This window comes from Zunongwangia sp. HGR-M22, from assembly GCF_027594425.1.
Classification (GTDB): Bacteria; Bacteroidota; Bacteroidia; order Flavobacteriales; family Flavobacteriaceae; genus Zunongwangia.
Genome location: NZ_CP115159.1, coordinates 1,810,923 through 1,830,544 on the forward strand (window position 1 = coordinate 1,810,923; position 19,622 = coordinate 1,830,544).

General features: G+C 33.7%; 18 protein-coding genes and 1 riboswitch. Of the genes, 9 read left to right on the plus strand and 9 right to left on the minus strand.

Annotated features, from left to right (window positions below):
* Window positions 1–65 precede the first annotated feature (65 nt).
* Window positions 66–295, plus strand: a riboswitch (cobalamin riboswitch).
* A gap of 32 nt (window positions 296–327) precedes the next feature.
* Both PBT91_RS07850 and PBT91_RS07855 read left to right on the plus strand, forming a co-directional pair.
* Complete coding sequence (locus tag PBT91_RS07850) at window positions 328–2,163, plus strand: TonB-dependent receptor plug domain-containing protein (RefSeq protein WP_270061228.1); 1,836 nt, start codon at window positions 328–330, stop codon at window positions 2,161–2,163.
* 10 nt (window positions 2,164–2,173) lie between these two features.
* Window positions 2,174–3,283, plus strand: coding sequence for a YncE family protein (locus tag PBT91_RS07855; RefSeq protein WP_270061229.1), 1,110 nt, complete (start codon window positions 2,174–2,176; stop codon window positions 3,281–3,283).
* Between the two features lie 176 nt (window positions 3,284–3,459).
* On the opposite strand, the gene PBT91_RS07860 is transcribed toward PBT91_RS07855, so the two are convergent.
* A complete protein-coding gene (locus tag PBT91_RS07860; RefSeq protein ID WP_270061230.1) occupies window positions 3,460–4,902 on the minus strand; it encodes a S41 family peptidase in 1,443 nt (480 codons plus the stop codon).
* A gap of 126 nt (window positions 4,903–5,028) precedes the next feature.
* On the opposite strand from PBT91_RS07860, the gene PBT91_RS07865 reads away from it, so the two are divergent.
* From PBT91_RS07865 to PBT91_RS07880, 4 genes are read left to right on the plus strand one after another with little or no spacing between them, the layout of a single operon-like run.
* Window positions 5,029–5,538: an RNA polymerase sigma factor gene (locus PBT91_RS07865; RefSeq protein WP_270061231.1), complete on the plus strand. Its 510-nt coding sequence runs from the start codon at window positions 5,029–5,031 to the stop codon at window positions 5,536–5,538.
* Complete coding sequence (locus tag PBT91_RS07870; RefSeq protein ID WP_270061232.1) at window positions 5,525–5,986, plus strand: hypothetical protein; 462 nt, start codon at window positions 5,525–5,527, stop codon at window positions 5,984–5,986. The genes PBT91_RS07865 and PBT91_RS07870 overlap by 14 nt, the downstream gene beginning before the upstream one ends.
* Before the next feature lie 10 nt (window positions 5,987–5,996).
* Complete coding sequence (locus tag PBT91_RS07875; protein WP_270061233.1) at window positions 5,997–6,527, plus strand: DUF4252 domain-containing protein; 531 nt, start codon at window positions 5,997–5,999, stop codon at window positions 6,525–6,527.
* 11 nt (window positions 6,528–6,538) lie between these two features.
* Window positions 6,539–7,165: a DUF4252 domain-containing protein gene (locus PBT91_RS07880; protein WP_270061234.1), complete on the plus strand. Its 627-nt coding sequence runs from the start codon at window positions 6,539–6,541 to the stop codon at window positions 7,163–7,165.
* A gap of 63 nt (window positions 7,166–7,228) precedes the next feature.
* Here the strand turns inward: PBT91_RS07880 and PBT91_RS07885 are convergent, their stop codons facing one another.
* From PBT91_RS07885 to PBT91_RS07905, 5 genes are all read right to left on the minus strand, one after another.
* Window positions 7,229–7,675, minus strand: coding sequence for a DUF4870 domain-containing protein (locus PBT91_RS07885; RefSeq protein ID WP_270061235.1), 447 nt, complete (start codon window positions 7,673–7,675; stop codon window positions 7,229–7,231).
* A 12-nt stretch (window positions 7,676–7,687) separates the two neighbouring features.
* Complete coding sequence (locus tag PBT91_RS07890) at window positions 7,688–7,876, minus strand: helix-turn-helix domain-containing protein (RefSeq protein WP_270061236.1); 189 nt, start codon at window positions 7,874–7,876, stop codon at window positions 7,688–7,690.
* A 234-nt stretch (window positions 7,877–8,110) separates the two neighbouring features.
* On the minus strand, window positions 8,111–9,982 hold the full coding sequence (locus PBT91_RS07895; protein WP_270061237.1) for a DUF4139 domain-containing protein: 1,872 nt from the start codon (window positions 9,980–9,982) through the stop codon (window positions 8,111–8,113).
* A 213-nt stretch (window positions 9,983–10,195) separates the two neighbouring features.
* On the minus strand, window positions 10,196–12,028 hold the full coding sequence (locus PBT91_RS07900; protein WP_270061238.1) for a Xaa-Pro dipeptidyl-peptidase: 1,833 nt from the start codon (window positions 12,026–12,028) through the stop codon (window positions 10,196–10,198).
* 115 nt (window positions 12,029–12,143) lie between these two features.
* Window positions 12,144–13,337 (minus strand): MFS transporter, encoded by a 1,194-nt coding sequence (locus tag PBT91_RS07905; protein WP_270061239.1) that lies wholly within the window; start codon window positions 13,335–13,337, stop codon window positions 12,144–12,146.
* 195 nt (window positions 13,338–13,532) lie between these two features.
* Here PBT91_RS07905 and epsC point away from each other — a divergent pair, with 195 nt between their 5' ends.
* From epsC to PBT91_RS07920, 3 genes are all read left to right on the plus strand, one after another.
* Window positions 13,533–14,327 (plus strand): serine O-acetyltransferase EpsC, encoded by a 795-nt coding sequence (epsC, locus tag PBT91_RS07910; protein ID WP_270061240.1) that lies wholly within the window; start codon window positions 13,533–13,535, stop codon window positions 14,325–14,327.
* Window positions 14,320–15,207, plus strand: coding sequence for a cysteine synthase CysM (gene cysM, locus PBT91_RS07915; RefSeq protein WP_270061241.1), 888 nt, complete (start codon window positions 14,320–14,322; stop codon window positions 15,205–15,207). Before epsC ends, cysM begins: the two co-directional genes overlap by 8 nt.
* Window positions 15,208–15,302: 95 nt before the next feature.
* A complete protein-coding gene (locus PBT91_RS07920; protein WP_270061242.1) occupies window positions 15,303–16,817 on the plus strand; it encodes a DEAD/DEAH box helicase in 1,515 nt (504 codons plus the stop codon).
* A gap of 66 nt (window positions 16,818–16,883) precedes the next feature.
* On the opposite strand, the gene PBT91_RS07925 is transcribed toward PBT91_RS07920, so the two are convergent.
* The 3 genes from PBT91_RS07925 to PBT91_RS07935 form a co-directional block, all read right to left on the minus strand.
* Window positions 16,884–17,639, minus strand: coding sequence for a hypothetical protein (locus PBT91_RS07925; protein ID WP_270061243.1), 756 nt, complete (start codon window positions 17,637–17,639; stop codon window positions 16,884–16,886).
* A 218-nt stretch (window positions 17,640–17,857) separates the two neighbouring features.
* A complete protein-coding gene (locus tag PBT91_RS07930; RefSeq protein ID WP_270061244.1) occupies window positions 17,858–18,166 on the minus strand; it encodes a hypothetical protein in 309 nt (102 codons plus the stop codon).
* Window positions 18,167–18,410: 244 nt separating this feature from the next.
* Window positions 18,411–19,247: an OmpA/MotB family protein gene (locus tag PBT91_RS07935; RefSeq protein WP_270061442.1), complete on the minus strand. Its 837-nt coding sequence runs from the start codon at window positions 19,245–19,247 to the stop codon at window positions 18,411–18,413.
* Window positions 19,248–19,622: the final 375 nt, after the last annotated feature.

The following is a 19,622-nucleotide window of genomic DNA, read 5'->3' on the forward strand; positions in this document are numbered from 1 at the left end:
TTGAATTTTGACTTCAAAAGTAATATTATTTAGAAATTAAGATGCTTTAGAACAGGAAATGATTAAATTCGCACCGAAATTTTGGTTCGGCATTGCCGATTAAAAGGGAATCAGGAAAAGCTAAAATAGTTTTTTAAAACGCAGATTTTTAGTTAAAACCTGAGCTGTTCCCGCAACTGTAAGCTTTGTTCCGTTTAGGAATGCTTGTAATAAACTTCAAAACCACTGTCTTTTAAGATGGGAAGGTAATTTACAAGACGCTAGCCAGGAGACCTGCCAGAGCATAATAAAAAACGGATTGACTTTCGGGATAAAAGTCGCTGGTGTATGGAGAATAAACTACTTTTTTTAATTGTAGCCTTAGGGCTTTTTACGTCTAAAATTTTTTCTCAAACCGATAATATTACGGTTTTAGATACAGTTTTGTTAAGTGACGATAAACTCGAAAAATTTTCGACAGGGCAGCATATTACATCACTATCAGATTCGCTTCTTACAAGAAATAATCCATTGCTTACCGAGGTTTTAAGCTTTAACACTCCAATTTATTTTAAGGAAAACGGTCTCGGGATGGTTTCATCACCATCGTTTAGAGGAACTTCAGCTTCACAAACCGCAGTGATCTGGAATGGGATTAATATTAATTCTCAGTTTAATGGGCAATTAGACTTTAATACAGTAAATAGTGGTGCTTACAATCAAATATCGGTACGTGGTGGCGGTGGTAGCGTTGTTTACGGTACGGGCGCGATTGGCGGAAGTGTTCATTTAAACAATATTTTATCCTTCAAAAAACAACAGGAACATCATCTTTTACTGCGTTACGGAAGTTTTAATACGCTCGATGCGCGCTACAATTTTAAAACTGCAAAAAATAATTGGAGTTTAAATTTAGCAATTTCTAGAAATAGCAGCGATAATGATTACGGTTATCCTAACGACCGCGGTAAAAACTTAAATGGCGAATTTTATAATAATTCTGCCTACGTAACGCTGGGTTATCGATTTAATTCTAAGAACACGCTTAAGTTTATTAGTGAGCTTTATGACGGTGAACGTCATTTTTCGCTCATTCGACCATCAGAAAACCGAACCAAATATATCGATCGTACGTATCGTAATTTGTTGGAATGGAATAGTGAATTTTCTAATTTCACTCAGATTACTAGGTTAGCGTTTATAGAGGAAAAATATCAATATTACGGAAATATCAATACTGATAATTTTACCTTCGGAAATGCACAAAGTTATATTGCAAAATATGATCTAGCCTACGAAGCTTCAAAAAATATTCTGTTTAATACAGTGATCCAGAATACCTATACTAAAGGCGAGGGCAGTAGCATTGCAGAAAATAAACGTAATATTTTTTCAGCAGCAGTTTTAATGAAGCATTGTCTTACTAAAAAACTGAAGTACGAAATTGGCTTGCGAAAAGAAGCAACGGAAAATTATGATAGTCCGCTTTTATTTTCTTTTGGAGCCGATTATAGATTTAGTGATTTTTATACCTTAAAATTTAATGGATCCCGAAATTTTAGAATCCCAACCTATAACGACTTGTATTGGGCATCTGCTGGAAATCCAGATTTAAATCCAGAAACCTCTAATCAGGCCGAAATAGGGAATGTTTTCAATATCAAGAATATTGAGTTAGGACTTACTTTATTTTATAATCAGGTAGAAGATATGATTCGTTGGTTGCCGGGAGCAGATGGAGTTTGGCGACCAATGAACGAAGATAAAGTAGAGATTTACGGAGTTGAATCATACATTAATTGGAGAAAGAAATTCTCGAGAAATAAAATCGTAGAGGTCAATTTTAATTATGCTTATAATGTTTCAGAAAATGCTGAAAACAACCGCCAGTTGATTTATGTTCCCTTTCATAAAATAAATGGAAATATTACCTACCAAATTCATCGATTTACGCCATCTATTCAGTTTTTATATAACGGGAAGGTTTTTACCAGAACCGATCATAGTGATGAACTCGAGGGATATTTTTTAACCAATCTCGGACTTTCTTACGCGATTGATAAAAGGCAGCATTGGCAGTTAGGCGGAAAAGTAAACAACCTATTTAATACCGAATATCAAAATGTAGAAAACCGGTGGATGCCGGGAATCAATTTTAATATGTATATAAATTTTAAATTTTAATAGTCAACCAATGAAAATGAAAAAAATTTTAGTCTTTGGAGCCATTGCTGGTTCTTTATTTTTTAGCTCATGTAGCAGTGATGATGATTTTATTGTCGACAATGGAAATGAGGGAGAAACTCCTACTGGAGAAGAGGGTGAAGGAGAGAATCCATATCAAGAAGGCGTAATTATCTTAAATGAAGGATCCCAGGCGGCAGGAACTGTTTCCTTTTTAGATTGGGATTTTACAGCCGTAGAAAATAATATTTTTGAAACCGTAAACGAAGAAATGGATTTGGGTAATTATGTTCAATCCATATTTTTTGATGGAGATAATGCTTATATAATTTCTAACGGGTCCAATCTGATTACTGCTGTAGATCGTTATACATTTGAATATAAAGGAATTGTTGATAACGGTCTAACCGTTCCTATGTTTGGTGTCGCTTACAATGGTAAAGCTTATGTGGCCAATCGTAATTTGACTTGGGGAGATGGATATACTACAGATGATTTTTTAACTGTTATTGATTTGGAAACTCTGGAAGTAGAAAAAACTATACAAGCTGGTAAAGTCTTAGGACAAGTATTCGAAAAGGATGGTTTAATTTACGTTGAAAACGCGGCGTTTGGATTAGGGAACAGTATTCTAGTATTTAATCCTGAAACAAATGCATTTGAAGATTCTTATGAGCTTTTTGTAAATGATGAAGATGAAACTGAAGGTTTAACTTCTATAGAAATCATTGATAACGTAATCTATGCCTTGTCGAACCAGAATCTTTATACTTTAAATTTGAATACTGGGGAAGAATTAACTAAAACAGATCTAAGTAATATTGGATCCACTAATAATCTTGATATTGAAGATGGAATAATTTATTTTACTTCTGGAACTTCTGTTTATGCTATTACTGAAGATGATCTAGAATCGCCAGAATCGCCATTATTCTCATATGAAAGCAGTTCAGCTTACGGAAAAATGTATGGATTCACAGTAGACGGTGGTTATATCTATACATCAGATGGTGGAGATTTTGCCTCTGCTGGAACTGTAGAAATCTATACGACCAGTGGAGAATTCGTGAAAGAATTTAATGTAGGTGTTGGACCAAACAGCTTCTATTTTAACGATTAACCTTTTTTGTTCTCAATCTTTAGAAAACTTTAATATCCTATACAAAATTAGAAGAAAAAGTTTTCGTTTTAAAATAGTATCTATAATTAGCGAAAGCTAAAAAGATACTATCACCTATGAAAAAGCCTCGGAAATCCGGGGCTTTTATTATTATAAGAGGGAAATCTATCAGCTAATCAATTGTTGCTCCTTATACCCGGAACTTTATCTATATACATTCTTTTGTAATCAGGCTTTGAAGCACCACGTTCTTTAAATTCCTGATAATTGATCTGCATTTTTTTAGCTGCAAAAGATTGCGCTTGTGAATTTCCAGTAATCTTGGCAATAGCTGCGGCTAAAAGTGGCTCAGATAGATCGCCAAGAATGCCAAAATTATCTAGTTCTTCAGCAATTTCTACATCTGGATCTATACCAGTGTATGGAACCACAATATCATTTGCATTTACAGATTCGTAAACTAAAGGTTGAATTGCGTAGGTATGATTAGGATTTGCATATTGTCTTTCAAAATTTTTTCCATCATATAATGTTACAGATGCTTGTGATTTTCCTGTTGTTGTAGTTCCTATAGTAATTACATCTATATAAGGTTTTAATCCATTAATTACTAATTCACTAGCAGAGGCCGTGCTTGAGGTTCCTATAACATATAATTTGTTTAAATTTAATTTATTGATAGGTACATTGTTGTCGATTTTATCAGTAAAATAATCAAATAAAAAGTCTGGTTCTTCGGCCAACAAATAGTTTTGGTAACTTTCATTCCATTGTTTTTTCGCAAAAATTTCACCGGTATTAGAGCCTGTAATCATGCTAGCTAAACGAGTAGCAGAACTCACCCTGCCACCGCCATTATACCTTAGATCCAACACTAAATCGTTAATATTTTCAGATTTAAAATAAGCGAAAGCATCATTAAGTTGAGCATCAAAATCTGCTACAAAACTGTTATACATTAAATATCCAATTTTTTTACCGTCTGTTTCTATAACTTTTTGAAGAAGAATAGGATTTTCTGTTATTTGAGAAGAACTTATTTTCACTTCTTCCCCGGTTTGCTCAATAAGGTTTCCGTTCAGTTGGGCTATAGAAAATGTAACAGAAGGGCTAGATAACAGAGATTGATAATTATCTAGGTTTAAAGATTCTCCATTTATTTGCATAAATAAATCTCCTCTTTCAATTCCGGTACCTTCAGCATTACTGCCGGGAACGATATATCGTACAATTCCAACCAGATCGTTAGAATTTAAAAGATATAATCTATAATCTACCCCTGTAGTTTTTGAAATTCCGCTAAAACTATTTTCTAATTCAATATAATCGTCGGTAATAAAACTAAATCTATCTAAAGGAAATGTTAGGCTGTCAAATAGTTCTTCAGGACTGTCCATACTTTTTAGATAATCCTCATAATCTTCATTATTGGTAAAGTAATTATCAGCCAATTGAGGAATACCCGGCTTGTAAAGATAAATATCGTTCATTCCTCTATAGATGAAATCTGCGATTTCCAGATATTGTGGATCTCGTACTTCATCGTCCATATCATCAGCACAAGAGATAAATAAAATACTACAAAGTAATGATGATATAAGTAAGCTTCTTTTTTTCATATAAAATTTTTTAAGTAGGTAAAGTACTAAAATACTTTAAATTAAAGTAAATGAATTTTTTTTGTAACAAAATAAATAGTTGTCCGTCGTAAGTATGAAAGGGTAGTTAAAACCAACCATCAATTCATGAAAGAACGAACATTTTTAAATATTATCAACCCTTTTAAGGATAAGATTTATCGTTTGGCGCTAAGATTGCTTACATCTAAGGAAGCGGCACAGGATGCTACCCAGGATGTGATTATTAAACTTTGGAACCAACAGGATAAAATCAATGACTATGCCAACATAGAGGCGTTTGCAATGACGGTTACCAAGAATTATTGTTATGATCAATTAAAGCTTAAGCAAAACAATAATCTTAGGATAGTACACACTAATTATGATAATAACGAAATCTCTGGCCAGCGGCAATTAGAACTGAAAGATGAAATGCAATGGATAAACGAAATTTTAAAAAGTTTACCTGAACAACAGCAAGTGATTTTTCAACTAAGAGATGTTGAGCAATACGAGTTTGATGAGATTTGTAAAATAATGAAAATGAAAAACACCGCTGTGAGAGTCGCACTTTCACGCGCAAGAAAAAAAATAAAAGAAAGCCTTATAAAACAACACAGCTATGGAATTGGATAGAATAGACATGCTTCTAAAAAAGTATGATGCAGCAGAAACGAGCTTGGAAGAAGAAAAAGAACTTCAGGATTATTTTGATAGTGAAGCAGTAGATGCACGGCACCGGCCTTACAAAATAATGTTTAGTTTTTCAGCTTTTAACAGGAAGGAAACTTCAGGTGAAATACTCCAATTAAAACCGGAGAAACGGAAGACGAAACTAAGGCCACAATCATGGATGTATGCTGCGGCGATGATTGCACTTATCTTCAGTATATTTTTCTTTCAGAATAAGGATTCTGAATTGAATTCAGAAAATATGGGCCAATTATCTCAGGAAGAAATAACCTACCGGAAAACCAAACAAACGCTGCAAATGATTTCAAATTTAATGAATGAGGGTAAACAAGATTTAAAGTATTTAAAGGAGTTTAGTAACCCTACAGAAAAAATAATCAATAACAAATAACGAACAGAAAATGAAACGAATAATAGCAATTATAGCCCTTTTTATGGCTCCGTTTTTAGCACAATCACAGGATTTTGCGAAGTATGAAAACATGAAAGATGTCGATGCGATGGTTATGACCAGTAAAATGTTTAAAATGTTATCTAAAGTAGATCTTAGCGAGGGCGATCCCGAAGCTAAAAAATACATGGAAATGATCGAGAATCTTAGTGAGATAAGATTATATAAAACCAACTCATCTTCTATAAGAAGCCAGATGTCAAAAGATTTCGATTCGTATTTAACCAAAGGCTCTTTGGACGAACTTATGCGAATTAAAGATTCGGGTAAAAACATTAAATTTTATTCAAAATCAGACGGAAAGAATGATGATATTGTAAAAGAACTTTTAATGTTTATGGATGGTGATGACGAGGGTAAGCCAATTTCAGTAATCTTAAGAATTACCGGTAAAATCGATCTTACACAGCTCTCTAAATTAACTTCAGATCTTAATGTTCCCGGGGCAGATCAATTAAAAAACGCAAAATCTAAGAACTAAAATTAAAAATTATGAAAATCATCAAAACCATCAGTTTTGCGGCAATATGTCTTTTAATGTTAGCCTGTAATAACGAAAAGACACTACAGCAATATTACGTAGAAAATCAAGAAGATAGCAAGTTTATCGCTATTGATATCCCAACCAGCTTGTTTGCTAATATGGATAATTTGGACTCGGAACAGCGCGAAACTTTGGAAAGTGTGCGAAAAATAAATGTTCTGGCTTATCCTTTAAATGACGAAAATGACACGTTTGTTGCTGAAAAAGCTGAATTGGAAGAAATTTTTAGCAATGATGAATATCAATTGCTTATGAAATACGGAAGCAATGAAAGAAAAGGGGCACTTTATTTTACAGGAAAAGACGACGCGATAGACGAAATCGTAGCATTTGGTTATGATAATGGACGTGGAATGGGTGTTGCAAGAATCTTAGGTAATAATATGAATCCCCAAAAAATCATGGAGCTCATAAAATCTTTGGATTCTGAAGATATCAATGTCGATGGATTAAAAGGAATCGCCGGAATGATGGGAGCACATTCAGACAATATAAAGGTTTCGAAGGATTCTACAACGGTAAAATCTGGTATTTCGATCGATGTTGAAGTAGATACATTATCTACAGAAAATTAGTTTACTGTTTTAATTTAGTTGAAAAAAAAGGGAATGCAAGTGTATTCCCTTTTTTTATTTTGGTTATTTAATAAAGTTGATTTTTAAAAAAGATCTTAATTTTTCTTTAGAGTGAACTTTAAATGTATTGATTAATATTAGAAATATATTTAATAGAATGATTCCTCCCCAAATATAATTATTATTGATAGCTAGGTTTGAATCGTAAGAATCAAACTTCAAAAATTGCATTAGAGGAGATAGTAAGAATTTGAATAGTATATCATTAATAAAAAAGTATGCTAAAAAGACAAAAATAGTCCATGTAAGCTGAATATTAATAATTGTTTTAGAAAGCGCATCTATTCCTTCAATCTGGTCTTTCTTCCAAACCCACATGATAGCAGGTATAAAACAACTTAAAATTAAAACCACTGGTAATGTAGTGCCAAACCAAAAGACAAAAATGAGAGAAGATAAGGACGAAAGATTTAAAGCTTTAAGGTATTGTTGATCGCTAAGTGACTTCATGTTTTTAGATAGTTATTCAATAGGAATTTTTAAAACCTCAGCCACTTTTTTAAGAGAATCTGCATTTGGCATACTATCATTTTTTTCCATACGCTGGATCGTACGAACACTTAATCCCGAATGTTCAGCAAGTGCTTCCTGAGAAAAACCCTTTTGGATTCTGAAGTTTTTAATATGGCTTGATAAATTTTGATTTTCCATAATTGCTCGATTTTGATTCATTAAAAATTAACTCGATCATGAATACAAATTTACCAGTCAAAATCACGAAGCCGCTGGTCATTTTCACGACAACTTCCTGTCAACTTTATGTAATCTTTATTACAAATGGCTTATTCCTCATTAGTTTATAGATTATGTTTTCTATTTTGGTGTAGTTATTTTTACTATTCTAAAAACTGATAGTTTACTAAAACCAACAACATTTAAGATATCTTATTCCAAAATTAAATTTCTGTTTTTAGAGTACTTCACAGAATATTCAAGATTGAATTTTATTTCTCGGGATGGATCGAGATTAAATTCCCATTTAATTTCGCCATTTTCTTTGTTCAATTTAGCATTTGATAATTGCTCGGTTTCAACTGAAATATCTTCAGTAGTAGAAATAGGAATCTGATCGAGCACAATCATATTGATAGCTTCGTTCTTATTGTTTTTTACGGTAATTTCCCATTCTTTGATCTTTTCTCGCTTGTTTCCTATAAACTGCTTTTCAGTAAAATCATTTAATTTTTCACGATTAACAGATACTTTTTTATCCGTTCCCAAAGAAACTTCTAGAGTATCGGTTATATATCGTACATCCATTAGGGATTTACCAATATAAGTGCCTTCAAAAAAGATATTAGCTTCGCCTTCTAGAAGATTATATTTTTCCCAATCTGTAATATTCGCGATTAGAAAAGCTTCTTTTTTTATCTTCGGAACTGCGTAATATTGATATTCTGCCGGTAATTCGTAAGCCGTCATTTCTACCACATAGTTTTTATTATCAGACTTGATGCTATATGGTGTTTCGATTTCAAAATCTACAGTGGTTTGATTTTCTGTCTGAACGCTTGGTATGGGTAAACTTTTCTTTTTACTTCTTGAACCTATAGAAACACCACTCACTTTGCCTGCAAGCGCATCAGAAATACGATTATTTTTTCCGCCATAACCTACAACGACAACTTCTTCTAAGGCATTAGTATCTTCCTGTAAAACAACATCAATTTTGTTTCGATTAGCTCGTCGAACCTGATTTTTAAAGCCGATAAAAGAGAACTCCAAATTACTTTCCTGGTCTGGGATTGTGATTGAATAGTGACCATCAAAATCTGTAATGGTACCAATCGTAGTACCCGCAACTACTACGTTTACTCCTGGTAGTGCTTCCCCTTGCGGATCAACAACTTTACCTTCTACTGTATTGTTAGTAAGATCATAGGAGGGAGGTAAGGTATTGTAATCTAAATAATAGGTTTGTAACTTAGGAGCCATGCCTGAATTGGATGGATTAGCCGAAGAAAATTTTAATTTTACGTTATTCCAATCGATTTTGGTGTCTTGTTTTACGTTTGCTTTATAGGCAAGTGTAATGGGCTCATTAATATTTAAAGCTCTAATGTCGTAAGAAGGAAACCATCCTGCATTCTCTACAATATAGTTTAATTCGACAGGAAAAGAAGTGCTTTGTTTTGCATCGATTTTTACTAATATTTCGCCATTAGGGTAATCTTTTTTGCTATTAATGCTTGTAATCTGTCTTTCAACTTTTGTTCTTTCAACCGTAAGTTCTTCAATAGTTCTTTTTCTATTGAGCTCATTTAGCATTAGCTCAGTTAGCTTTTTTCCGTAGAAATCTGCCGTCTGTTGTAGATTGGCAACATTTACCTGTTCATTTTTACCGACAACATTTTTGTTTTCCTTTAGAAAGGCAATTTCTTCCTGGATTACAGTTAAATATGTTCTTTCAACTTCTATTTTTTGAACGATTTTACCGAGTTCAGCTTCTAGAGTTTCTAATTCTGAAGATTTTTCCAATTCATTTAAATAATCTTGTTGATGATTTACCGCGAGAACTGTTATGTTTCCTTCGGCTTTTACCTGAAGGCTTTTTCCATCTATAAACGGAGATAGATCGGTAAATTTTAAAACTGTAATTCCACTATTTACAGAAACATTCTTTTTTCTGGTAATCTGGGCGCCATCAAGAAATACAGTGACTTCGCTAACTTCAGTAGCTATTTCTTTTTCATTGATGGTTTGTGCGTTAAATGTGGAGGTGGTTAAGACAATTAAAAGTAAAATTATTTTTCTCATAATTAAGAGCAGATTATCAATCCAAAATTAGATTTATAGGAAAGATAATAAAAAATAGATCACATAACTCTTGAAGATAAAATAGAAGTTATAAGAATATTTAAAAATGAATAGTTATTACTGAAATGGTAGTCTTATCCAATAGTTTATTCATTTTAAAGAATAAAAAAAATCGGCCAGAAAATACTAGCCGATTTTATATAATGTTGAGTGTTATTTTATAGCCTTTTTAATTGCTTCTTCACAGCCAACGACAGGTATACTAATCGAAGTTTCGTCTAAATCTACTGTAAGTTCGGTGCCTGGTTCTGGATGTAATGTAAAGTTCTTGTCGCTAGAAAAAATCATTAAACCTATTTGCTGTCCTTTTGGAATAATTTGATCGTCCGGAATTAAATCGAACTTCAGCTTGTAGAATTTACCTGGTTTTAGAGGTTCACTTTCGCTAATCGATTTGTGGTTTTGTGGATCGGCCCAACCGCGTGTAATAATGTTATCGGTTATTTTAGAATTTCGACCGTCTGTCCACGGTAAAGAAACCATCCAAACCGAAAGATTGGCTGCTGGTTTACTACTAGATAATTTTATATTTATTGTCGAAATTCCTGAAAGATGAAGATCTTCTTTTAAAGTAGGTGTAACGAAAAGCAATCGATTATTGGTATATTCAGCTTGCGCTAGTGTTTCTCCGCTAAAAGAATAATTATCAACTAAAGTTTCCTTTCCTTGATTACTTTGTTTCTCTAGAGTAAGACCGCCCGTTTTCGGTGCACCTTTAGTTAGATACATCGTAATTTTCTTAGCCTCAGGATTTGGGTAATCTTTATAAGGTGTTGGATTATTAGGGGCATCATTTTCTCTTACAATCCAAGCCTTAGGATCGTCTTCAACTCCATTTTCAATTCCGAATAAAAAATGAGTAAACCAACGATTCATCATGCTTATTGGTGGAGGACCACCATGCCCGTTTTGGTGATAATAGATTTGTGTTGGTAATCCCATTTCTTCCGCTTTCTTATAAATACGGTAACTATGCTCTGGCATTACATTCCAGTCATTAAATCCGTGAGACATTAGTAATGCAGCTTTCATTGGTTCCATGTCGTTTAAATAATCACGGCCGGCCCAAAATTCATTATAATCGCCGGTAGCCCTATCGATATTATTCCGCATTTCTGTATCACGAATTGTCTTATTGCTATAAGCTCTTTTAGATTCGACTCCGCTATGAATAAAATCATAAAGAACATCAATATCTTCCCCAAGATAACCACCTGGAGATCTTACCAATCCATTAGAGCGATAATAATGATAATACGATGTATTTGGCGCTACAGGGATTATTGCTTCTAAGCCATCAACTCCGGTAGTAGCAGCGGCAAGTGGAATAGTTCCATTATATGAAGTCCCCGTCATCCCTACTTTTCCGGTAGACCAGTAGGCTTTTACTTCTTCGTTTCCGGTACGTTCTTTATATCCTTTTGCGCGACCATTAAGCCAATCGATTACCGCTTTTGGAGCCAAAGATTCGTTGTCGCCTCCAACGGTTGGAGAACCATCAGATAATCCCGTTCCGGGAGACGAAGAATGAACTACGATATATCCTCTTGGAACCCAAGTTTTAATTTGTGAGTTTGAAATAATTGGACGCTCACCACGTCTTTCAACTTCAGGATGTACTCGTTCTTTTGGTTCTTCGCCAAGTTCGTGATTTACATCCCAAAAAATACCTTCAGCAAAACCTGCAGTTCCAGCGTAATATGGACTAGACTCGTAGATTACTGGAAGTTTTAAATCTTGGCTTTCGGTTTGCTCTGGTCGGGTAACATCAACATGCATACGATCGGGTTTACCGTCTCCATCGGTATCAAATTCGGTTTCTACCCAAAGATCATGACGTATCCATTTAGATTCATCCTCAAATTCAGGAACAATTTGGGCTTCTCCGTCTTTAAAAATAGGGGTAACTTTGGCTGTTTCTTGAGCTAGCATCGCGTTTAAAACAAAACATGCAAACAAGAAAAGCGCGTTTTTTCTTATAATCATCTTAAAATAATTAATGAGGTTTAGGGATTAAATTTCAGATTTTGATAAATATAAACATTTCTGCTTATTTGTTTTTCTGAAGTTAATTGAACGAATTAAAATCTTCTTTGAAAAATCAAATGCTATTAATTCGTTGTGAATTTATAATAACTGACATTAACAGAATACTTAGTATCAAAAGAATAGCAGAAACTGAAAAATCGTTATCGATTAAAAATCCGACAATTAAGGGGCCTAATGCTGTGCTAATTACCATAAACATGGTAAAAATACTTCGTATGGCGCCAAGATTTTCGGTTCCATAAACTTCAGCAATAATAGCGGTTTTTACCGTTCCTGAAATTCCTGTGGTAATCCCCGCCAAAACAAGAAATGCAAGTGCGCCTATTATGCTGTCCATAAAAGCAAATGGTAAAAGACCAATATTAAGTGGAATTAGATAAAATCTGAATAGTTTTTTTGCGGTGTATTTATCAACCCAAACGCCACCAAATAATGAAAATACAAGTCGGATTATGGCATAAGCCGTAAAAAATGAAGCGTAAAGCGTCGCTGACCATTCTTTTTGTTCCACGAAAATATATTGATAAAAAAACACTGCGGTATTGATAAAACTCACTGCGAAAACCGCCGGCATTAGTATTCCAAATTTTTTATCGAAGATGATTTCTTTATAATTTTTAACCAGTTTTTTTGTGGTATTTCCTTTTATAGAAATCAGCTTATCATCAAAATGCTTAAGATTGGTGAATTTCAGTTTAATGAGGTATAACAATAATAAAACACCACTGCCAATCGCCGCAACTCTCCAGTTGTAAAAAGCGATAATTGTTGTAATTAAAATAGGGAGAATAGCTTCGCCAATAGAAAATCCTAGCGAAGAAAAACTAAGTGCTTTTCCACGATTTTTATCAAATATTTTAGAAATTAATGTCATGCTTATATGCGTAAGCAAACCCTGCCCAAATAGCCGCAACATGATTATGGAAATAATCAACGGAATAAAATAATAACTAAAACCCAGCAAAATAGTCGCAATGGCGAGTCCGGTAATACTAAAAGCGGTTACGGTTTTAGCTGGTTTATGATCTACAGTGTGGCCCACAGTTAACATTATTATTGATGCGGTAACCGTACAACCGGCGTAGATGGCGCCAAATGTACCTTCAGAAATAGAAAAGGCTTTTATAATTTCTGGTACGTAGAGAGAAATAAGAAACGTTTGTCCAAAACTAGATAAAAATGTAAGAATCCAGCCGAAGCTAAGTTTTTTAAAATTAGTGATGATAAATTTATAAAAATCCTTCAAATGCAGAGTTTTTACAAATATATAATTAAGAGTGCTTTAAATAAATCGCTTTAAAATTTTATTCAATTTCATTTTTAAAAACTTTTATATTGGCATAAAACCAATAAATCCCATAGGTTACTATGAAAGCTTTATAATATTCTTCGGCTATTGTAATCTTAATCCTTATTTTTGGTTTTAAATAGCAAACAAGTAATGAATCTGGAGACAGTAATCAAAGAAATAAAAAACCATAAGAAATTACCTAATCTTAAATTTGAGATTAAGGAAAAAACGGAAGCTTTTACCAAACATTTATTTTACACGTTGTTTGATGAAGATACCGAGGTTGATGAAAATCTAAAGACGTTAGAAAAGGAATTTGAAGCGCTAGCCGATCTTGTTTGCTGGAAACCAAACACGCCGTGTAGAAATATTTGGAAAGAGTATATTGAAAAGTTACCCGAGATTCTTCAGAAATTAAATGCTGATGCCCGGGCAATCGCAGAGAACGATCCCGCTGCAAATTCGGTAGAAGAAGTTTGTCTTTCTTATCCAGGTTTTTTTGCTATAGCCATTTATAGATTAAGTCATGAATTTTACAAATTTGGTTTGCCGTTAGTACCACGTTTAATGACAGAATGTGCCCATAATCTCACCGGTACAGATATTAATCCCGGTGCAAAAATTGGTGTTCCGTTTTTTATAGATCATGCTACAGGTGTAGTTATAGGAGAAACTGCGGTTATTAAGGATAATGTAAAGGTTTATCAAGGGGTTACCCTTGGAGCCTTGTATGTAGATCGAAATCTTCGCAAGGTAAAAAGACATCCTACGATAGAAGATAATGTTACTATTTATGCCAACGCAACTATTCTTGGCGGTGATACTGTAGTTGGTGCGAACAGCGTAATTGGTGGGAATGTATGGTTAACAAAATCTGTTCCCGCAAATTCTATGGTTTCCCATACACCACAAATTAATATTAAAAATACAGCTCAAAATGAGTAAGTCGATATTCAGACTAATAGGAAATACACCATTAGTAGAAGCCAGAACATTAGTAAACAATCCAAACGTTAAACTGTTTTTCAAGTTAGAGGGGCAAAACCCGGGTGGGAGCGTTAAAGATCGTGCAGCTTATAATATGATTAAAAGTGCTTTGGATCGCGGTGATATAGATGAAAAAACAAAGCTGATTGAAGCAACTAGTGGCAATACCGGTATTGCCCTGGCCATGATAGCGTCGATGTTTAAGCTGAAGATTGAATTAGTGATGCCTGAAAATGCTACTAAAGAGCGTGTGCAAACCATGCGAGCCTATGGCGCCAAAGTAACGTTAACCAGTGCTGAAAAAGGAATCGAAGGAAGTAGGGATTATGCAGAAGCTAAGGTAGCAAATGAAGCTTATTATATGTTTAATCAGTTTAGTAATGATGATAACTGGAAGGCACATTATAAAACTACCGGTCCCGAAGTTTGGGAAGATACCAATAATAAGGTGACGCATTTTGTCTCTAGTATGGGAACTACGGGAACTATTATGGGAACTTCAACTTATCTTAAGGAGAAAAATAAAGCTATACAAATTGTAGGTGTGCAGCCTACAGATGATTCTAGTATTCCTGGGATTAGAAAATGGCCAAAAGCTTATCTTCCGAAGATATTCGATGAAACTAAGGTAGATCAGGTAATTGAAGTTAGCGAAAACGAAGCTCGGGAAATGACTAAACATTTGGCAAAAGAAGAAGGGATTTTTGCGGGGATGAGTAGTGGAGGAGCGACGGCAGCAGCCCTAAAATTATGTGATACGTTAGAAGAAGGTGTAGTGGTAAGCATCATTTGCGACCGTGGTGACCGATATTTATCTTCAGATTTATTTGAAAACTAATTAATTAAGTCTTAAATGTTGATTTATGCTCAGATAATTTCTATAAACCTGAAAAATGCGCTATTTTTGCAAAATTGCAGATTAAAACAGGGTTTATGGAAGTTTCAGATTTAGGAATTAGCGAAAAGAAGGTAGATAAGCAGTTATATGGATATCAACAAAACGATATCGATAAGATTTTTAGTGTAATAGATGAAAATCCAGAGCATTATAATCTTCTATATCAATTACCAACCGGTGGAGGTAAAACTGTAATTTTTTCTGAAATTGTAAGAGAATACATTCAGCGAACAGAAAAGAAAGTATTAATTCTAACCCATAGAATCGAGCTATGTAAGCAAACTAATAAAATGCTTTCCGATTTTGGGGTTAAGAATAAAATTATAAACAGTAAGGTTAAAGAGCTACCAGATCAGCACGATTATATGTGTTTTGTGGCTATGGTAGAAACCTTAAATAACCGTCTTCATGATGATAAATTAGATCTTGAAGATATTGGGATGGTGATTATTGATGAGGCGCATTATAATAGTTTTAGAAAATTATTTAAGTTTTTTGAAAAATGCTTCATTCTTGGTGTAACTGCAACACCGCTTAGTTCTAACATCAAATTACCGATGAAGGATAATTACCGCGAATTAATCGTTGGTGATTCGATATCTTCATTAATAGAAAAAGGTTTCCTGGCCAGAGCTAATATTTATAGCTATAATGTAGGTTTATCTGCTTTAAAAGTAGGAATGAATGGTGATTATACCGTAAAATCTTCCGAAGAGCTGTATACGAATATGTCGATGCAGGAAAAGCTTTTAAATGCTTATCTAGAACGCTCTAAAGGAAAGAAAACCCTAATATTTAATAATGGTATAAATACTTCTATAGAGGTGTATTATACTTTTAAACAAGCGGGGTATAATATTCGGCATTTAGATAATACGACAAGCAAACAGGATCGTAAGGAAATTCTAAAGTGGTTTAAACATACACCAGATGCGATTGTAACTTCAGTAAGTATTCTTACTACAGGTTTTGATGAACCTACGGTAGATACTATTATCCTGAATCGTGCAACAAAATCGTTAACCCTTTATTTCCAGATGATTGGTCGTGGATCTAGGGTGCTCCCAGGAAAAAAGGAGTTTAGTGTTATTGATCTTGGTAATAATATGGCACGTTTTGGTCACTGGAGTTCACCAATAGACTGGAGACAAATCTTCCGTTCGCCAGATTTCTATTTTGAAAATCTATTAAGTGACGAAGAAATAGAACGTGAGTTTAAGTATGAAATGCCACCAGAATTACGCGAGCAATTTGCAAATTCTGAAAGTGTCGATTTTGATGTAGAGGCAGCCTATGACGATGTTATTAAACGCGGACTTAAATCGAAAGCGGTATTGGAATGGTCTATAGAACAGCATGTAAAAATGTGTGTAGAAAATAGTGAAGATGTATTTGATGCAAGAATTTTGGCTAAAGAATTAAAAGCTGATATATCTTCCAGAATCAAGCAATATTCCTATTGTATTTCTAAAAGTACCAAGAACTATCGTGATTGGTTAGAAGAAGATTATTCCAGAAAATTAAGAATGGCTATCAATAAAGAATTCTAAATTAGATATAAAAAAAAGAAAACCTCTTGTGAAAGCAAGAGGTTTATTTGTTTGAACCATTAACCGCTATCTATTTTCTTTGGAAATACGCTGCTCGTGAAATTCTTTTGCGGCTCGATGAAGTATGTCTATGAAATCTAGTTTCCTATTTTCCTGAAGCACCGCTGAGGTATAATTCTTAGTTGCCAGATAGTCGATAAAAAGATAATGCTGATGCTCTGGGATATTAAGGTCTCCACTCAAAAATTCAGCATTAAACAAATTATCGGTTTCAAAGAGTTGATGATAATCTTCAGGTGCTAAAACTTTTTCTTCTTCAGTAGTAACTTTTGTTTTTCCGTTTTTCTTAGATAATAGGCCTATAATTAATCGAGGTATTTCTAATAGATTTCCGTTACTGGGACGATAATCCAATGGATTATTTTTAATGCTGTATTGTATTCCTGCATTAAGTTCATCATCTAATTGATCTGGATCGGTTTTAAAACTTTTACCGCTATTTATCTTTACTTCATCTAAAGTATTAAAGTTAAGTTCTACAACAACATTCTTATTGAAATCTGTTTCTTTTACAATTAATGTATACCTATTATAAGCAATAGAATTAAATAAAATGCTGTCACCAACCTTAGCTGTGATTTCAAAAAAACCTCTCTCGTTTGTTTCCGTATAAAATCCCTGGTTTTGATTTTTTATCTTGAAATTTGAAACGATGCCTTCACTATCATATAAGTAACCACTAACTTTTTGAGCATTAACGCTCAAATAAAAAATACCGAAAACTATTAATAGTAATGTTTGAAGATGTTTAATGGTTAGCATGGTAAAGCATAATTCAGGTTTATGATCATTGAAAGCTTGGGCAATAAGTAAATTTAGATTACACAGATTGCATAAAAATTATATCGTATTGAAGATATTAGTAATTAGATGAATATAACGCCGATTTAAATTTTTTTATTGCTGAAGGAGATTCATGAAAATGAAAACAGCAGAACCGGAAAGTTCTGCTGTAGCTGAAATATTCAAGACCTATAATTCTAAATCTTTTTATTGGAATTTGGGTGTTCCTTTTCTTTCTGATAGTCCGGTTTAACGCCGCGCTTATTAAACTGTCTATTTTCTTCATCAGGAATATCATTACCGTTGCTGCTTGTATCTGCATCTTCTCTTCCCGGGATGTCCAGATCTTTTGCTGCAAAATCATTATTCGTTTGCGTATGATCTAGTGCTGCGTCTTGGCCCTTATTCATGCTTTTTCCTTTTTCGTTAAGGGCTTGCTGATCGTCTTTAGTGATTTCAGGGTTGTAAGGTAATTCCTGATCTTTATTTTCCTTATATGCGCTCATAATTTTTCTTTTCAATATAAAAAAATAGAGGCATAATGTTCAAAAATCAAACTTAAGCTTGATTTAAAAAACTCTTAAAACAAGTCATAAAAAAAGCGGAACTTCTAAGTTCCGCTTTATAGCTTTTATTCTAGGAGGGTAAATACCCCGAGACTTGTCTCGTTAGTAAATTTTTAAAGTTTGAAAACGCGTTCAGCTAAAATGCTTCGTGGGCTTGCCCCGGAGAAATTTACTAGGTGCGATTTTAGATTTCCCCTTCAGAATCTAACATTGCGAAAAATTTATCAAGATTTGGTATTACCACAATTCTTGTTCTTCTATTCTTCGACATGTTTTCTTTAGAGGTATTTTCAACTAAAGGCGAATAACTACTTCTACCGGCAGCGATTAGCTTAGAACCATCTACATTGTATTTATCCTGTAATTGTCTAACTACAGCTGTTGCACGGCGTACACTTAGATCCCAGTTATCTTCTAACCAAGAATCTTCTACCATTGTACGATCATCGGTATGACCTTCTACCATTACTTCCATTGCCGGTTCACTATTAATTACTTCAGCAAGTTTTTTAAGTAGCGGTTGCGCATCTCTAGATAATCTGTAACTACCGCTTCTAAATAGTAATTTATCAGAAACATTGATCATTACTACTGTTTTATCTACGGTGATATCTACATCGTCGCCATCTTTACCTTCGGTAATTTGACTTTTTAAATTATAAGAAATCGCAGCATTAATCGAATCTTCAATTGTCTCAACACCTTCTAATTGAGAAGCATCCATTTTTGCAATGGTTTTTCTCATTTGCTCTTTAGTTTTGTTAGACATTGCCGTTACATCGTTCAATTCTAATTTTTCGTCATTAGAAGAACGTAGCGAATTAATCTTTGCGTTATAATCGGCAACGCGCTCCTCTATAGCGGCATATTTATCTTCAATTTCTTCTTTTTCGACTCTCGTTTTTTGTAATGTGGTTTTAGTATCATTTAGTTCTCCTTCTAAAGCGACATACTTTTTCTTAGAAACACATGAGGCTAAAAGAGCCGTTGAAAAAATTGATACTGCTAAAGTCTTTCTCATCATTTTTTAAATTTTTTAGTGGTTATAGTTTAATAAAAAAGTTTTTCTAAAATCATTTCTACTATTAAGGCATTTTAGAATTATGTCTATTTTTAGCATAATAACATCTTATCAAACTTCTTTCACAATTGGCGAGAGAAAAGTCAAAAATTCGTCCAAGATTTATCAAAATTCGATTATTGTAATTTAAGTTACTGTTAATCAATAGTTAGTACGATGTTTTAAAATTAATTGAACAAAGACCATTTTTGAGTACATTTGAGAAAGTGTTGAATTTTTCTAAGCTTTTGTGGAATCTATTCCACAGTTTTGTATTTTTAATTTTAACAGAAGATTATAAGAATATAGGCAGGAATATGCCTTCTTAGTATTTAA

What these genes read in the sequence shown, in the direction of transcription:
- PBT91_RS07850 (WP_270061228.1), top strand. Translation starts at nt 328, where the DNA reads ATGGAGAATAAACTACTTTTTTTAATTGTAGCCTTAGGGCTTTTTACG.
- PBT91_RS07855 (WP_270061229.1), top strand. Translation starts at nt 2,174, where the DNA reads ATGAAAATGAAAAAAATTTTAGTCTTTGGAGCCATTGCTGGTTCTTTA.
- PBT91_RS07860 (WP_270061230.1), bottom strand. Translation starts at nt 4,902, where the DNA reads ATGAAAAAAAGAAGCTTACTTATATCATCATTACTTTGTAGTATTTTA.
- PBT91_RS07865 (WP_270061231.1), top strand. Translation starts at nt 5,029, where the DNA reads ATGAAAGAACGAACATTTTTAAATATTATCAACCCTTTTAAGGATAAG.
- PBT91_RS07870 (WP_270061232.1), top strand. Translation starts at nt 5,525, where the DNA reads ATGGAATTGGATAGAATAGACATGCTTCTAAAAAAGTATGATGCAGCA.
- PBT91_RS07875 (WP_270061233.1), top strand. Translation starts at nt 5,997, where the DNA reads ATGAAACGAATAATAGCAATTATAGCCCTTTTTATGGCTCCGTTTTTA.
- PBT91_RS07880 (WP_270061234.1), top strand. Translation starts at nt 6,539, where the DNA reads ATGAAAATCATCAAAACCATCAGTTTTGCGGCAATATGTCTTTTAATG.
- PBT91_RS07885 (WP_270061235.1), bottom strand. Translation starts at nt 7,675, where the DNA reads ATGAAGTCACTTAGCGATCAACAATACCTTAAAGCTTTAAATCTTTCG.
- PBT91_RS07890 (WP_270061236.1), bottom strand. Translation starts at nt 7,876, where the DNA reads ATGGAAAATCAAAATTTATCAAGCCATATTAAAAACTTCAGAATCCAA.
- PBT91_RS07895 (WP_270061237.1), bottom strand. Translation starts at nt 9,982, where the DNA reads ATGAGAAAAATAATTTTACTTTTAATTGTCTTAACCACCTCCACATTT.
- PBT91_RS07900 (WP_270061238.1), bottom strand. Translation starts at nt 12,028, where the DNA reads ATGATTATAAGAAAAAACGCGCTTTTCTTGTTTGCATGTTTTGTTTTA.
- epsC (WP_270061240.1), top strand. Translation starts at nt 13,533, where the DNA reads ATGAATCTGGAGACAGTAATCAAAGAAATAAAAAACCATAAGAAATTA.
- cysM (WP_270061241.1), top strand. Translation starts at nt 14,320, where the DNA reads ATGAGTAAGTCGATATTCAGACTAATAGGAAATACACCATTAGTAGAA.
- PBT91_RS07920 (WP_270061242.1), top strand. Translation starts at nt 15,303, where the DNA reads ATGGAAGTTTCAGATTTAGGAATTAGCGAAAAGAAGGTAGATAAGCAG.
- PBT91_RS07925 (WP_270061243.1), bottom strand. Translation starts at nt 17,639, where the DNA reads ATGCTAACCATTAAACATCTTCAAACATTACTATTAATAGTTTTCGGT.
- PBT91_RS07930 (WP_270061244.1), bottom strand. Translation starts at nt 18,166, where the DNA reads ATGAGCGCATATAAGGAAAATAAAGATCAGGAATTACCTTACAACCCT.
- PBT91_RS07935 (WP_270061442.1), bottom strand. Translation starts at nt 19,247, where the DNA reads ATGAGAAAGACTTTAGCAGTATCAATTTTTTCAACGGCTCTTTTAGCC.